The sequence below is a fragment of the Polaromonas sp. YR568 genome, assembly GCF_943371715.1.
Taxonomy (GTDB): domain Bacteria; phylum Pseudomonadota; class Gammaproteobacteria; order Burkholderiales; family Burkholderiaceae_C; genus Polaromonas.
On record NZ_CALRVW010000033.1, the window covers coordinates 1 to 13565 of the forward strand.

At 67.5% G+C, this 13565-nt stretch carries 15 protein-coding genes; 7 read left to right on the plus strand and 8 right to left on the minus strand.

Features of this window, described 5'->3' with window-relative positions:
* Positions 1-126: 126 nt before the first annotated feature.
* On the minus strand, positions 127-1104 hold the full coding sequence (locus AAG813_RS17835) for a carotenoid 1,2-hydratase (protein WP_341917270.1): 978 nt from the start codon (positions 1102-1104) through the stop codon (positions 127-129).
* Between the two features lie 205 nt (positions 1105-1309).
* Between AAG813_RS17835 and AAG813_RS17840 the strand changes: the two genes are divergently transcribed.
* Entirely contained in the window at positions 1310-1747 is a 438-nt protein-coding gene (locus tag AAG813_RS17840; RefSeq protein ID WP_341917213.1) for a universal stress protein, read from the plus strand.
* A 25-nt stretch (positions 1748-1772) separates the two neighbouring features.
* Here the strand turns inward: AAG813_RS17840 and AAG813_RS17845 are convergent, their stop codons facing one another.
* Positions 1773-2000, minus strand: a complete 228-nt coding sequence (locus AAG813_RS17845; RefSeq protein ID WP_341917214.1) for a DUF1127 domain-containing protein — start codon at positions 1998-2000, stop codon at positions 1773-1775.
* Positions 2001-2092: 92 nt separating this feature from the next.
* On the opposite strand from AAG813_RS17845, the gene AAG813_RS17850 reads away from it, so the two are divergent.
* On the plus strand, positions 2093-2980 hold the full coding sequence (locus AAG813_RS17850; RefSeq protein ID WP_341917216.1) for a LysR family transcriptional regulator: 888 nt from the start codon (positions 2093-2095) through the stop codon (positions 2978-2980).
* A 6-nt stretch (positions 2981-2986) separates the two neighbouring features.
* On the opposite strand, the gene AAG813_RS17855 is transcribed toward AAG813_RS17850, so the two are convergent.
* Entirely contained in the window at positions 2987-3193 is a 207-nt protein-coding gene (locus AAG813_RS17855; RefSeq protein ID WP_341917217.1) for a hypothetical protein, read from the minus strand.
* A gap of 222 nt (positions 3194-3415) precedes the next feature.
* Positions 3416-5989, minus strand: a complete 2574-nt coding sequence (locus AAG813_RS17860) for an FtsX-like permease family protein (RefSeq protein ID WP_341917219.1) — start codon at positions 5987-5989, stop codon at positions 3416-3418.
* A 78-nt stretch (positions 5990-6067) separates the two neighbouring features.
* Between AAG813_RS17860 and AAG813_RS17865 the strand changes: the two genes are divergently transcribed.
* The 3 genes from AAG813_RS17865 (at position 6068) to AAG813_RS17875 (ending at position 8235) form a co-directional block, all read left to right on the plus strand.
* Complete coding sequence (locus AAG813_RS17865; protein WP_341917220.1) at positions 6068-7030, plus strand: threo-3-hydroxy-L-aspartate ammonia-lyase; 963 nt, start codon at positions 6068-6070, stop codon at positions 7028-7030.
* Positions 7031-7153: 123 nt separating this feature from the next.
* Positions 7154-7699 carry an HPF/RaiA family ribosome-associated protein gene (locus AAG813_RS17870; RefSeq protein ID WP_341917223.1) on the plus strand — a complete coding sequence of 182 codons (546 nt, stop codon included), beginning with the start codon at positions 7154-7156 and terminating at the stop codon, positions 7697-7699.
* Between the two features lie 74 nt (positions 7700-7773).
* On the plus strand, positions 7774-8235 hold the full coding sequence (locus AAG813_RS17875) for a CBS domain-containing protein (protein ID WP_341917225.1): 462 nt from the start codon (positions 7774-7776) through the stop codon (positions 8233-8235).
* 18 nt (positions 8236-8253) lie between these two features.
* Here the strand turns inward: AAG813_RS17875 and AAG813_RS17880 are convergent, their stop codons facing one another.
* The 3 genes from AAG813_RS17880 to AAG813_RS17890 are packed head-to-tail and all read right to left on the minus strand — an operon-like array spanning position 8254 to position 11261.
* Complete coding sequence (locus tag AAG813_RS17880; RefSeq protein WP_341917226.1) at positions 8254-9396, minus strand: CapA family protein; 1143 nt, start codon at positions 9394-9396, stop codon at positions 8254-8256.
* Between the two features lie 3 nt (positions 9397-9399).
* A complete protein-coding gene (locus AAG813_RS17885; RefSeq protein ID WP_341917227.1) occupies positions 9400-10830 on the minus strand; it encodes an RtcB family protein in 1431 nt (476 codons plus the stop codon).
* A gap of 14 nt (positions 10831-10844) precedes the next feature.
* Positions 10845-11261 (minus strand): archease, encoded by a 417-nt coding sequence (locus AAG813_RS17890; RefSeq protein WP_341917228.1) that lies wholly within the window; start codon positions 11259-11261, stop codon positions 10845-10847.
* Between the two features lie 259 nt (positions 11262-11520).
* Between AAG813_RS17890 and AAG813_RS17895 the strand changes: the two genes are divergently transcribed.
* Complete coding sequence (locus tag AAG813_RS17895) at positions 11521-12048, plus strand: ribose-phosphate pyrophosphokinase-like domain-containing protein (protein WP_341917229.1); 528 nt, start codon at positions 11521-11523, stop codon at positions 12046-12048.
* The gene (locus AAG813_RS17900; protein WP_341917231.1) at positions 12021-12479 is read left to right on the plus strand and encodes a phosphoribosyltransferase family protein; all 459 of its coding nucleotides are present in this window, start codon (positions 12021-12023) and stop codon (positions 12477-12479) included. The genes AAG813_RS17895 and AAG813_RS17900 overlap by 28 nt, the downstream gene beginning before the upstream one ends.
* Here the strand turns inward: AAG813_RS17900 and AAG813_RS17905 are convergent.
* Positions 12448-13512 carry a hypothetical protein gene (locus tag AAG813_RS17905; protein ID WP_341917233.1) on the minus strand — a complete coding sequence of 355 codons (1065 nt, stop codon included), beginning with the start codon at positions 13510-13512 and terminating at the stop codon, positions 12448-12450. The two genes, AAG813_RS17900 and AAG813_RS17905, sit on opposite strands and share 32 nt — an antisense overlap.
* Between the last annotated feature and the right edge of the window lie 53 nt (positions 13513-13565).

Genomic DNA, 13565 nt, shown 5'->3' on the forward strand with positions numbered 1-13565 from the left:
CCAAGCCACGGGGCAAGAAGGCACAGACGAAAGGAGAAACAATACCGTCGACGTTAGACTTATCCACAATCGAGTAGCCCGGCTACTCCACCAAAGGTGGGGTCAAAATTAAATGGAAAACCGGGGTCAGGATTTAGTGGAAATCAACACATTGCTGTCAATCAACTCGCTCAGGCCTTCCCAGTAAATCGCGCCGGTGGACTGGCGGCTATCGAGCTCCTGGTTGTCGATAACGGCGCGCACGGTGTAGATGTCGGCCGGGGTGCGCACCAGCCACTCGACCGGGTAGCTGGCCTGGCTCAGCGGGCTTTTCCAGCGGCGCACGGGTTTGAAGATCACTTCGCCGCGGCTGAAGGGGTAAACATCGCCTTTGGCGGAGCGGAAGGAGCCGCCGTCCCACAAGGTGTTGCCGGCCTTGTCGCGCAGCCGAAAGGCGGTGAGGGCGCTGCCGTCGTCGAGGTTCATGCCTATCCAGTCCCAGCCGGTGGCGTCGGGGTGCAGGATCTCCTCGCTCCACTCGTGGTCCAGCCAGGCCTTGCCGCTCACGTTGAAGCTTTGGCCCTTGATCTGCAGGCTGCCGCTGGTGGCCAGTTGCGGCAGGCTGTAGTAGTAGCTGGCCTGTTTTTCTTCCGGCCCCTTGCGCGACAGGCCCTGTTTGCCTTGCAGCAGCACGGGCTGGGTTTCGGTGAACTGCAGGTTTAGCGCAAAGTCGGCAGCAGGCAGGCGGGCGCCGTGGGTGCGGCCCTGGCTTTGCAGCGACCAGTCGCGCAGCTTCAGGGCCATGCCCTGCGTGCTGGCGCTGGCAATGTCAAACCCTTCGCGCGCTATGCGCTGGTCGTGCCAGAGCTTGTTGCCTGCCACGTCGGTGACGGCGGCATGCGCGAAGATCAGCTGTTTGGCGGCAAACTTTGACACCATGCCCTGCGTGCCGTCCACGCGCGAGCGGAAAAACGTGAGCTGGAAGCCAAACTCGCGTGTACCCGAGCTGGCATGGCCGGTGATGTACCACCACTCGGTGCGAAAGTCAGGGTGTGCACCAAAGTCGCGCGGAAACTGCAGCACCCTGGCGGGCAGCGCGAAGGCCGGGCCGGCGCCGGCAGCCATGCCCGCGGCCAGGGCTTGCAACAGGCGGCGGCGCACCGGGCTGGGCGCAAGAGGGGCGGGCGGGGCGGGGGGGCGCATCAAAACATTCTCGCAGCAAGCACGGCCGGTGTGCGGGACAACACCGGGTTGCGAGGGCCGGGTGTAAGGTCTATCCTTGAATCGTTGATGACACCTTTTCCTTTGACACTCTGCAGGAGATGCACCCATGTACAAGCAAATTTTGTTGGCGTATGACGGCTCCAAGGCGGGGCAGAAGGCGCTGCTGGACTGCCAGGAGATTGCGCAGTGGAGCCAGGCCTCGCTGACCCTGATTGCCGTGACGCCGCTCTACATGGACCTGATCGGTGTGGAAGGCGGCGTGTACGACCGAAGCCTGGCCGAACACGAGAAGGAAAAATACACCGCCATTCTGGACGAGGGCTTGCGCCAGCTGGCCGGTGCGGGCCACCAGGCCAAGGGGGAGGTGGTGGTGGGTGAGACCGTCGACGAAATCACCAAGTACGCGAAAAAGATCAACGCCGACCTGATCGTCGTGGGTCACAAACATCTGGATGGCTGGGCGGCGCGCTGGTGGCGCGGTTCGGTGTCCAAGTCGCTGATCGAACACGCGCCCTGCAGCGTGCTGGTGGCCATCACGCACTGACCGGCCGCCGGGCCGACGCCGGCCATCAACAATGCCTGTCCCTGCGCCAGCCCGCCGGGTCGTCGAGCAGGGCGGGAATGTCGCCGCGGCCTATGCCCAGGTCGTTCAGCTCCCGCGTACTCATCTGCGCCAGCTCGGCGCGGCTTTGCCGCAACCCCTTTTCCTGCACCGGTCCGCGTGGCTTCGGCTGCAGCCGCTGTGCAAGTCCGCGCGCCAGCGCGGCGAAGGGGAGGACGAGGGTCTTGTGCAACATGGCGGTACTCCTGAGGTGGAAGTCACCGATGGTGCGGTGGATCGTGGTATTGTGGAAGTTGAGTTTTCTGATCAAAACTATCAGGATTTCTGATGCGTGAACTGAACCTTGACCAACTCCGTACCCTGGTGGCGATCACCGACCTCGGCACCTTTTCGGCGGCGGCGCGTGCGCTGCACCTGGCCCAGCCGACGGTGAGCCTGCACATCAGCGAGCTGGAAAGCCGTCTCGGAGCCACGCTGGTGCTGCGTGGCGGCAGAAAGGTGGAGCCCACCGCGGCGGGCGTGGTGCTGGTCGAGCGCGCCAGGCGCCTGCTGCGCGACGCCGACGATGCGGTGGACGCCGTGCAGCGTCATGTCGAGGGCCGCATCGGCCGCGTGCGGCTGGGCAGCTCGACCGGCGTGCTGGTCTACCTGCTGCCCGAGGTGCTCAAGGCCATGGAGCGCGCCCACCCGGACATCGATGTCGAGGTCAGCATCCTGGGCTCGGCGGAGGCCATGGAGCGGCTGGGCCAGGGCACGCTGGATGTGGGGCTGGTGGCGCTGCCGCAGCCGGACCGCCCCGGCATTGTCATGACGCACTGGCGCACCGACCCGATGATGGCCTTTGTGCCCCGGGCATGGACCGTGCCCAAACGCATCACACCGCAATGGCTGGCCGCGCGGCCGCTGATCTTCAACGACTCGACCACACAGATGTACCGCCTGACCATGGAGTGGTTTGCTGACGCGGGCCTGAGCCCGCGCACCCGCATCGAGCTCAACTACAACGAGGCCATGAAAAGCCTGGTGGCCGCGGGTTATGGCGCGGCGGTGTTGCCGCTGGAGCATGCCGGCGAGCAGTTGCACCAAGGGGTGCAGGTAGTACCGCTCAAGCCCGCCTTGACGCGCCCCACGGCGGTGGCGCACAGGCCGCTGGAAGCGGTGGACGGCGCCACTCGCAACCTGCTGCTGACGCTGGCGCAGTTCCGCCAGGTTTGAGAGGGATTAGTGCGTCGGCGCCGTCTGGAAAACAATTTCGCCGCTGGGAATGTGCACCACGCGGATCTCCTGGCAGGTCGGGTCGGCCAGGCTTTTCACCGCCACGGCCACAGCCAGCGAGCGGTCGGCGTAGAGTTGCCTGAGGGCGTTGGGCGGGAGCAGGCCGCCTCTTAGCGTGTTCCTGCTTTCAATGCGGTATTGAGCGGGCGCCATGATGAATGCCTTGTTGAAGTGCTGTGTTCATCGTAGGCAGGTCGTGCGACGAAGTCATGACAATGCGCAAAATTCCACGTCACGGTCAGGGGCAGTTGGTAAGCAAATGAAAGGGGGTATCGCGCCATTTCGGCAGATAGCCTTGCCACCATTCTTGCGGCCAGCCCTGCAAAGTCCATGCCGCTTGTGTTGGCCTGTGATGGCAGGTGAGAGGTTCAGGCGCTACCAGTCTTCCTTGACGGCCAGCACCGCGTCCCTGCCGGCCGCTGCGCGCCCGGCCAGCCAGGCGGTGACGGTGCCGGCCAGGATGACCGCCGCACACAGGCCCAAGAGCCGCGCCCAGGGCAGGGCCAGGTCCATGGTCCAGTGAAAACTTTGCGGATTGACCACATGCACCAGCACCAGCGACACGGCCAGCCCCAGGCCCAGCCCGGCCAGCGCGCCGGCCAGCGTCCAGGCGGCGCCTTCGCCGGCGACCAGCGTGAGGATTTGCCGGCGCGTCAGCCCCAGGTGTGCCAGCAGGCCAAACTCCTTGCGCCGCGCCAGCACCTGCGCGCTGAAGCTGGCCGCCACGCCGAACAGGCCGATCGCAATGGCCACGGCCTGCAGCCAGTAGGTCACGGCAAAGCTGCGATCAAAAATGCGCAGCGAGGTGGCGCGGATCTGGCCGCTGGACGCAAACTCGATCAGCTCGCCCGAACCCGTCTGCGCCTGTGCCAGCGCGCGCACGGCCTGCTGCAGCTGCGCGTCACCTGCGCCGGGCGCGCGCCACAGGGCCAGGTCGTTCACGCGCCGGTCGCCGGTGAGGGCTTCAAAGTCGCGCCTGTCCATGGCGATGGCGCCGAACTGACGCGCGTAGTCACGCCAGACACCGGCCACGTAGAACTTGGGGCTTGCCTGATTTGCTCCTGAATTCATAGCTGCTTGCGCACGTCCATCAAGGGCCAGTGCCTCAAAAGACCCTGAAAGTCGGGTGAACATGGTGCCCGGGCGGGCGCCGTACAGATCCACCATGGGTTCGCTCACATAAATCGCCACATGCCCGGCCGGCACCGGCAGCGCGCTGCCCACCAGCGGCAGGCTTCCGGCCGGGTCCTGCAGGTCGCGCGCTATCAGCGCCACCGCGGGCTGGTCGGGGTCCAGCAGCACGGAGGTCACGCGCAGCGTGCCCAGGCGCGCCACGACGGGCAGTTGCGCGAGCGCCTGCACAAACGCCGGCGAAAAAAACACCGTGTCGCTGGCGGCGCTGGTGCTGGCGGTGCGCACGTACAGGTCGGCCGGCAGCACCACGTCCAGCCAGTGGGTGACCGAGTCGCGAAAACTCGCCACCATCACCGTCAGCGCCACGGCCAGGCTCAGCGAGGCAACCACGCCGCTGACGGCCACCGCTGCGCTGCCGCGCACACGGCGCGCCCGTTCCACCGCCAGCAGCGGCAGCAGGCGACGCGACACATGCGGGGCGATGCGGTCATACAGCAGGGCGATCAGCCAGGGCAGCGCGCTGATGCCGCCGACCAGCAGCAGCCCGACCGACAGGTAGGCGCCGAGGGCGATGCCAAAGACCGGGGGCGTCAAGGCCAGCAAGCCGGCGGCGGCCATCAGCAGCAGGCTGAGCCGGTAGGGCGTGCCGCCCGCCGGTGGTGCGCCCAGGCCCTTGAGGGTTTGCGCCGGCGGCAGCTTTTGCGCGGCGCGCGCCGGCCACCAGCCGCCCACCAGCGCCGCGGCCACACCGAGCAGGCCGTACACCGCGGCCGCGCCGGCATTCCACTGCAGGGCCGGGGCCACGCCGGAAAAGTAGCCGCCACCCAGGTCGCCGCCCAGCACCCGCAGCGCCAGCGCGGCCAGCGCCGTGCCCAGCGCGATGCCGGCGACGCTGCCGACCGTGCCCAGCAGCGCCGACTCCCAGAGCACCAGGCGCAGGCGCTCGCGGCCGGTCAGGCCCAGCACGCCGAGCAGGGCAAATTGCTGCGCGCGTTTGGCCACGCTCAGCGACAGCACCGAAAACACCAGGAAGGCGCCGGTGAACAGCGCCACCAGCGCCAGCACCGTCAGGTTGACCCGGTAGGCGCGCGAGAGGTTGCTGACGCGCTGCGCGTCGTCACCCGGCTCGGTGGCAGTGATGGCGGCCGGCAGTTGCAGCGAGCTGATGAAGGCGGCACGGTCGGCGCCGGCCTGCAGGCGGATGTCGATGCGCGAGAGCTGGCCGAGCCGGCCGAACAGTTCCTGCGCGGCGCCGATGTCCATCACTGCCAGCGCGGCACCCTCGGCGCTGACGCTGCCGGCCACCCGCACGTCCAGCAGTTGCAGGCCGCTTTGCAGCTGCAGCCGTTCGCCGGGCAGGTTTTGCCGCGCTGCCGCATTGAGAAAAACCGCGCCGGGAGCGAGCAGGGCCAGCCGTTCGGCCCCGGCCGAGGGAACCGGCATCAGGGCCGGTGCCAGTGTGGCGACCACCAGCGCATCGACACCGACCACGCGCAGGGCCACCCGTTGGCCGGCGGGGGCGACGGCGTAGGTGCTGAACTCCAGCACCGGGCTGGCCAGCGCCACCTGCGGGTGGTTGGCCACTCGCGCGTAAACCGCTTCGTCAAACCCGCCGCGCACCGCGCGCAGCTCCAGGTCGGGCTGGCCGTTGACCGAACGCACGGCCTGCGAAAATTCGCTGAGCGCCGACGCATTGATCAGCTGCACCGAAAACGCCAGCGCCACACCGAGCATGACGGCCACCACGGCCGCCGCGTTGCGCCACTTGTGGTGCAGCAGCTCCTGCCAGGAAAAGGTGGAAAGAAGGGCGAGCATGCGGTGGATTGTGCCTTTCAGGGGTCGGCGGTGATTAAGCTATGGTCTTTCCCAGCCATTGAATGAAAGCCCCTCGCCATGCAACTCCCCACCTACGACGATGTTGTTGCCGCCGACGCGCGGATAGCAGGCCATGCGCACCACACACCGGTGCTGCGGTCCGCCACTGCCGATGCGCGCTGGGGTGCGCAGTTTTTCTTCAAGTGCGAGAACTTCCAGCGCATGGGCGCCTTCAAGTTCCGCGGCGCCTTCAATGCGCTGTCGAAGTTTGATGCGACGCAGCGGCAAGCCGGCGCCATCGCGTTTTCCTCGGGCAACCATGCGCAGGCGGTGGCCCTGTCGGCACGGCTGCTGGGCATGCCGGCACTGATCGTGATGCCGCAGGACGCCCCCGCCGCCAAGCTGGCGGCCACGCGCGGCTACGGCGCCGAGGTGGTGCTGTACGACCGCTTCACCGAAGACCGTGAGGCGCTGACCCTGCGGCTGGCGGCGGAGCGCGGCATGACCTTGATCCCGCCCTACGACCACCCTGATGTAATCGCCGGCCAGGGCACGGCCGCGAAGGAACTGTTCGAGGAAACCGGACCGCTGGACCGCCTGTACGTGTGCACCGGCGGCGGCGGGTTGACCAGCGGCTCGGCGCTGGCCGCCCGCGCGCTGGCGCCGCAGTGCAAGGTCTACGGCGTCGAGCCCGAAGCCGGCAACGACGGGCAGCAGTCGCTGCGTGCCGGCCGCATCGTGCACATTCCCGTGCCCCAGACCATTGCCGACGGTGCGCAGACCCAGCACCTGGGCGAGTACACCTTCGGCATCATTCGCCGCGATGTGGACGACATCCTCACCGTCAGTGATGCGCAGCTGGTCGAGGCGATGCGCTTTTTTGCAGAGCGCATGAAGATGGTGGTGGAGCCGACCGGCTGCCTGGCGTTTGCCGGCGCCTGCGCGGATGCGGCGGCGATCAAGGGCGCGCGGGTCGGCGTGATTGTCAGCGGCGGCAATGTGGATCTGGCGCGTTACGCCGATCTGCTGGCCGTGCGCTGAGGCATCGACCCCCCGCCCGGCCCCAGGGACAGGGCGGGTTTGTGGGTCTGCATTGACAAATCGCAAGTTTCTTTTTCGCCGCCTGCCCACAATGGAAACATCTGCCATTCATGGGGGACGACGATGCAGGTTCCGGTTCATATCCAGTTTCGCGGCATGGCGCCTTCCGATGCGCTGGAGGCCAGTGCCCGCGAACATGCGCACAAGCTGGAGACGTTTGCGCCAGACATCATGAGCTGCCGGGTGGCCATCGAGCTGTCGCAAAAACACCAGCACCAGGGGCGGCCTTACAGCGTGCACATCGACCTCACACTGCCCGGCCATGAACTCGTGGCGAACCGGGTCCAGGATGGGGATGTGTATGTCGCCTTGCGGGATGCCTTCGACAACATGAAGCGCCAGGTCGAAGACGTGGTGCGCCAGCGCCGGGGTGATGAAAAGCAGCATGCCGTGCCCTTGCACGGCGAGGTGGTGCGCCTCGATGATGAAGGCGGCTTCGGCTTCATCCGCACCCCCGATGGCAACGAGTATTACTTCAGCCGCAACAACGTGGCCGGCATGCCTTTTGAACACATGCAGGCCGGCAGCGCCGTGCAGTTTCTTCCCGAGGCCGGCAGCCAGGGTTTGCAGGCCAGGCGCGTGAGCCTGGGCAAACATGGCATGGGTTGAGCGGCCAAGGTGCATGGACACGGATTGCCGGAAATTGACAGGATGCGACACGTCTGGGACAACGGGAGAACAACATGGGTGAACGTCTGACGACAGGAGAAATCTGCACACGCAGTGTGACCATCGCTTTCCGGACGACGTCCGTGGACGGTGCGGCACGCCTGATGCGGGACAACCATGTCGGCTGCCTCGTGGTGGTCGATGAGGTGGACGGCCGGCGCATCGTGGTGGGTGTGCTCACCGACCGTGACATCGTGACTGCCGTGGTCGCGCCGGGACTCGATGCCACGACCTTGACCGTTGACGATGTGATGACCACCGATCTGGTCACCGCGCGCGAGGACGACTCACTGATCGACCTGATGCGCAGCATGCGCCGCAAGGGAGTGCGCCGCGTTCCGGTGGTGGGCGGCCAGGACGAACTGATAGGCGTGGTGACACTCGACGATGTGCTCGGCGTGCTGTCCGAGGAACTGAGCCTGCTGGTGGGCACCGTCGACAGCGAAGGCAAACGCGAACGCAAGATGCGGCAATAGGCAACAGGCCCAGACCCGTCACCACCTGAGTTGCCAGCTACCGTCAGCCTGTAGTTCCAGCCCGGTGCCGGCTTCCCGGCCGCCGGACTCCAGCAGCGATTGCAGGTGATGCCGCGCCGCGGCGTCGGCATGCCTGAGCTGCAGCCGGCGCAATTGCATGGGCACGATGTCCAACCGCTGCAGCGCACCACTCGCGCGTGACAGCTGCACAAAATACAGGCACACCGCACTGGCGTCACAACCCTCTTCGAACGAGATGCCTTCATAGTCGTTGATGAGGTCGCCGCAGCCATACAGGATGAGCCGCCCGCGGTAAACCTCGGCTGGCCGTGGATGGTGCGACGAGTGGCCGTGCACCACATCGGCCGCGCCCAGCTCGATCAGGCGCCGCGCAAAGCGGCGGTGCAGCCGGGGCACCTCGGCGCCCCAGTTGCCGCCCCAGTGCAGCGAGACCACCACCCGGTCCCCGGCCCGGCGCTGCTGCGCCACCTGTGCAGCGACCCGTTGCGCGCTGGCCTCGTCCCATGTGGGCAGCAGGGCCACGCCGGCGTTTTCCGTAGCCATGCCTGCGGCGCAGCCGGGTTTGGCGGCCCAGTCCGACGGCACGCCGCTGTCGGGTGCCGCCCAGGCAAACACCAGCAGGCGCGCGTTATCACCAATGGACCAGGCGGCGGGTGTGCAGGCCGCGTCCAGGTGGCTGCCGGCGCCCGCCGTCTGGATGCCGGCCTGCTGCAGGGTCTGCAGGGTCTGGGCCAGTCCGGCCCGCCCCCAGTCCAGCACATGGTTGTTGGCCAGCACGCAGCCGTCGATGTGTGCGGTGGTGAGGCAGCCGATGTTGGCCGGATGCATGCGGTAGTGAATGCCCTTGCCGGGCCAGGGCTCGCTGGCCGTGGTGATCGCCGTCTCCAGATTGATGATGCGCAGCGCGGGCGGGCGCCGTTCGATCTCGGCCAGGGCGTCGCCCCAGATGTAGTCCGGCGCGACCGGGGCCGGCACCGCCCCGTTGGCACGTTCGGCCAGCCGCACGTAGTCGCGTGCATCGTGCACCCAGCTCTCGTACAGCACCGGCGCAACGGCGTGCGCCTGGATCTGGTCGATGCCGCGCCCGGTCATCACGTCGCCGGCGAGCCAGAGGGTGAGCAGGTCCTGGCTGGCAGCCATGCCTCAACCCTTGACACACACCAGCGGCTCCAGCCGCGCCACCTTGCGCGCCAGGCCGGCCGCGTCGGCTGCATCGACGACCGCGCGCACGTCCTTGTAGGCGTCGGGTGCCTCTTCGGCCACGCCGCGCATGGAGGGGCTGCGCACCAGGATGCCGCGGCGGGCGAGGTCGTCGACCACGCTGCGGCCGTCCCAGTTCCTGAGCGCCTGGTTCCGGCTCATGGCCCGCCCGGCGCCATGGCAGGCGGACGAAAACGCCAGGGACTCCGAGGCCGTGGTGCCCGCCAGCACGTAGGAGCCCGTGCCCATCGAGCCGCCAATCAGCACCGGCTGGCCCGAGGCACGCAAGGCCTGCGGCAGTTCGGGGTGGCCGGGTCCCCAGGCCCGCGTCGCGCCCTTGCGGTGCACATACAGTTCGCGCTGGCGGCCATCGACCTGGTGCGTCTCCAGCTTGCAGGTGTTGTGCGACACGTCGTACAACACCGGCAGGCGGGCCGAAGGCAACAGGTCGGCGAACACGTCGCGCACCAGCTGGGTCAGGATCTGCCGGTTGGCCAGCGCGCAGTTGATGGCGGCGCGCATCGCGCCCAGGTATTCCTGGCCCAGGTCGGAATGCAGGGGCGCGCAGGCCAGTTCGCGGTCGGGCAGCAGCAGGCCGTGGCTGGGGGCCGCAATGACCATGCGGCGCAGGAACTCGGTGCCGATCTGGTGACCGAGCCCGCGCGAGCCGCAGTGGATCATCAGCACCACGTCGCCGGTCGCCAGGCCGTAGGCCGTTGCAATGGACTCGTCGTACACCGCGGTCACCTCCTGCACTTCGAGGTAGTGGTTGCCGCTCCCCAGCGTACCCATTTCCTCACGCTGGCGCTTCTTGGCCTGTTCCGAGACAAATTTGGGTTTGGCGTGAAGCATCTGGCCGTGCTCCTCGATGCGTTCCAGGTCGGCGCTGGTGCCCCAGCCGCGCCCGACCGCCCATTTCGCGCCGCCGCTGAGCATGGCATCCATCTGCGCACTGCCCAGCCGGATTGCCCCGGTGCTGCCGACACCGGCCGGGATGCGCTCGAACAGCGTGTCGGCGAGCTTGTTCTGCACGGCCAGGATGTGTTCGCGATGCAGCCCGGTGTGCAGGCAGCGCACGCCGCAGGAGACGTCAAATCCCACGCCGCCGGCCGACACCACGCCGCCGGCATCGGCGTCAAACGCCGCGACGCCGCCTATCGGGAAGCCGTAGCCCCAGTGGGCGTCGGGCATCACGTACGAGGCGCCCACGATGCCCGGCAGCATGGCCACGTTGACCGCCTGCTCCCATACCTTGTGATCCATCGCACGCACCAGTTCTTCGCTCGCGTAGCTCATGGCCGGCACACGCATCTTTCCCTGCGCCGGGATTTCCCAGGCACAGGGCGCGTGTTGTTTCAAAAGTTTCAGGTCCATGGCTTTGAAAATGCTCAGACATCGACCACGGTTTGCGCCAGCCAGCCACCGTCAGCAGGGGCTACACGCAAGGCGGTGTAGGTCGCACCCTTGATCTCGACCGCCGGCTGGTGGCGCTGCACCGACGTCGGCTCGCCGGTGGCTTGTGCTTCCAGGCGGGTGCCGTCCAGCGTCACATGGAAGCGGCCAAACAGCATGCGGCGCACGGCCATTTCGTAAATGAGGGCATTGAGCCACTCGGCCAGCAGCAGCTCGTCGTCGGGTGCCTGGCAGCGGATGTGCACGCTTGCCACGGGGGCAACATGCTGCGGGTCGGTGATGACGGCCGTCAGCGCCAGCGCCGCCTGTTCGAAAGCCGCGGCCTTGGTCGCGCCCAGGCCGCGTACGCCGATGTCGGCGCCGTGTTCGAAGTGTTCCCAATGGTTGTCCATGGTGGCGGTGTCGAAGGGAGGCGGGGTGTGCTCTGGCCTTCATTTATGCGCCTGGGCGTCGAGGGCGGGTTTGACCATGCGCAAACGGGGTGCGATCCGCAGCGCGATGTTGCCCGTCCTGTCCATGGCGCTAGGCAAAAAACTGCCGGCTTGACCTTTGTCAACGCAGGCCGGGCAGCGTCTTCAAACAATGGCTGGTTTGATCCGTACAACCTGTGGCCGCCTCTGGCGCGCCGGCACCCGGGGAGGGAACTGGGCCATGCTGCTTTTTTCGCTGGATTCCGACGCCACCTTTGCGCATGCCCTGGCGGCCGCCCTGGCCGTGCCGCTGGCGCCTCATGAAGACCGGAGCTTCGAGGACGGCGAACACAAGCTCCGGCCCCTGGTGGACCCGCGCGGCCGGGATGCCTATGTGGTCCACAGCCTGCATGGCGGACCGGAGGACAGCCCGCATGACAAGCTCTGCCATCTGCTGCTGTTCATGGCCACCCTGCGCGAGCATGGCGCGGCGCGGGTGACGGCGGTGGTGCCCTACCTCGCCTATGCCCGCAAGGACCGGCAGACCAAACCCTTTGACCCGGTCACGCTGCGTTATGTCGCGCAGCTGTTCGAGGCGGTCGGCACGGCGCAGCTGATCGTGCTCGAGGCGCACAACGTCGCGGCCTTCCAGAACGCCTTTCGCTGCACCACCCAGCATCTGGAAGCGCACCGGGTGTTTGATGCCCTGGTCCCAAACTGGTCGGTGAAGGGCCGCTGGCCGTGGCCTCGCCGGATCCCGGCGGCGTGAAGCGGGCGCAGCTGTGGCGTGAGTCACTGGAGCATGCGCTGCAGCGGCATGTCGGTTTTGCGATGGTCGACAAGCGCCGCAGCGCCGGCGTGGTCAGCAGTGACAACCTGGTGGCCGGTGATGTGAACGGCCACACGGTGCTGCTGCTCGATGACCTGGTGGCTAGCGGCGAAACCATGCGGCGTGCGGCCGTGGCCTTGCGCCTTGCGGGCGCGCGTGAGGTGCTGGCGTTTGCAGCGCACGGCCTGTTCACCGGCGCGGCAGGCGAGGTGCTGGGCGATGACAGCCTCGCCAGCATCGTCGTGACCGACAGCGTCCCGGCCTTTCGCCTGCCGGCCACGGCCGGGGCACGCAGCAAGCTGCTGGTGGTGTCTGCCGCGCCGCTGTTTGCGCGGGCGATCAGCGCGGCCCATGCGGCATGGCAGCGATGACGGGCGCGCGGCCGGCCAGCCCGGCGAGCGTGTCCAGCGCGGCCATGGCGCAGGTGATGTACCGGCTGGCGCGCGGCGGCCACTGCTCGGGCAGGCGTGGCACCGGGTCGAGCAGATGCGCCATCGCCAGGCGGGCGCGCACCAGGGCGCGGTAGGCGGTGTACAGCTGCACCAGCGCTGCGGGTGGGCTGTCTCCCAGCGCAGCGGCGCAGCCTGACACGAGGTGCGGCCCGATCCACGGCGCACCCGCCAGGTCGCATTCCATGCCGAGGTAGGCCAGTTCATCAAAAGGATCGGCCTGGCGCAACTGCGGGTTGAACTCCAGGCAGTCGATGACCACCGGGGGCTGGAGCAGGCACACGTGTTCGGGGCGCAGGTCGCCGTGCCCGTCGAGCACGCGCTGGCTGCACGCGCGCTCGCGCAGCAGGCCGGCATGCCGCGCCAGGGCCAGGTCGAGCCGGTCCAACGCCAGCGCGGCATGGGGCAGGTGGAACTGCGGGCGCAGCAGCACCTCCCGGTTGGCAGCCTGTTCGTACTGGAAGCGGGCCAGGTAGTCGTCCGGGCTCAATGCCACGGCCGGTGCGCTGCGGTAAAACGCGCCCAGCACGGCGACCAGCGCATCGATTTCCTCAGGCGCCACACGCCCTTGCGCGATCAGCTGGTCCAGCATGCGTTCGCTGGGCAGGCGCCGCATGCAGACCAGCCAGTCCACGGTGTTTTCAGGACTGTGGGCCAGCGCCTCCGGCCGCAGTTCGAAGACGCCGTCATGCCACTGCAGCGCCATCAGTCCCAGGTAAACGCCGGGGGCCAGGCGCCGGTTCAGCCGGACTTCCTCGCGGCAATAAAACTCGCGCGCCACCAGGGTGGTGAAGTCGAGAAAGGGAAAACGCACCGGTTTCTTGAGCTTGTAGACCCGGTCGCCGACCAGGAACACCCAGGACATGTGGGTTTCGATGCATTGCGGACGCTGCGCGGCATTGCCGTAGGCCTCGGACCGTTGCAGGAAGGTCAGCTTGTCCGCGAGGTCCGGCATCAATACAACCCCTGAAACTGACCCGCCAGCCTTTTCAGGGGCTGGCGGCTGTG

Coding starts and splice junctions, on each gene's coding strand:
- AAG813_RS17835 (WP_341917270.1), bottom strand. CDS start 1,104: ATGGCTGCCGGCGCCGGCCCGGCCTTCGCGCTGCCCGCCAGGGTGCTG.
- AAG813_RS17840 (WP_341917213.1), top strand. CDS start 1,310: ATGTACAAGCAAATTTTGTTGGCGTATGACGGCTCCAAGGCGGGGCAG.
- AAG813_RS17845 (WP_341917214.1), bottom strand. CDS start 2,000: ATGTTGCACAAGACCCTCGTCCTCCCCTTCGCCGCGCTGGCGCGCGGA.
- AAG813_RS17850 (WP_341917216.1), top strand. CDS start 2,093: ATGCGTGAACTGAACCTTGACCAACTCCGTACCCTGGTGGCGATCACC.
- AAG813_RS17855 (WP_341917217.1), bottom strand. CDS start 3,193: ATGGCGCCCGCTCAATACCGCATTGAAAGCAGGAACACGCTAAGAGGC.
- AAG813_RS17860 (WP_341917219.1), bottom strand. CDS start 5,989: ATGCTCGCCCTTCTTTCCACCTTTTCCTGGCAGGAGCTGCTGCACCAC.
- AAG813_RS17865 (WP_341917220.1), top strand. CDS start 6,068: ATGCAACTCCCCACCTACGACGATGTTGTTGCCGCCGACGCGCGGATA.
- AAG813_RS17870 (WP_341917223.1), top strand. CDS start 7,154: ATGCAGGTTCCGGTTCATATCCAGTTTCGCGGCATGGCGCCTTCCGAT.
- AAG813_RS17875 (WP_341917225.1), top strand. CDS start 7,774: ATGGGTGAACGTCTGACGACAGGAGAAATCTGCACACGCAGTGTGACC.
- AAG813_RS17880 (WP_341917226.1), bottom strand. CDS start 9,396: ATGGCTGCCAGCCAGGACCTGCTCACCCTCTGGCTCGCCGGCGACGTG.
- AAG813_RS17885 (WP_341917227.1), bottom strand. CDS start 10,830: ATGGACCTGAAACTTTTGAAACAACACGCGCCCTGTGCCTGGGAAATC.
- AAG813_RS17890 (WP_341917228.1), bottom strand. CDS start 11,261: ATGGACAACCATTGGGAACACTTCGAACACGGCGCCGACATCGGCGTA.
- AAG813_RS17895 (WP_341917229.1), top strand. CDS start 11,521: ATGCTGCTTTTTTCGCTGGATTCCGACGCCACCTTTGCGCATGCCCTG.
- AAG813_RS17905 (WP_341917233.1), bottom strand. CDS start 13,512: ATGCCGGACCTCGCGGACAAGCTGACCTTCCTGCAACGGTCCGAGGCC.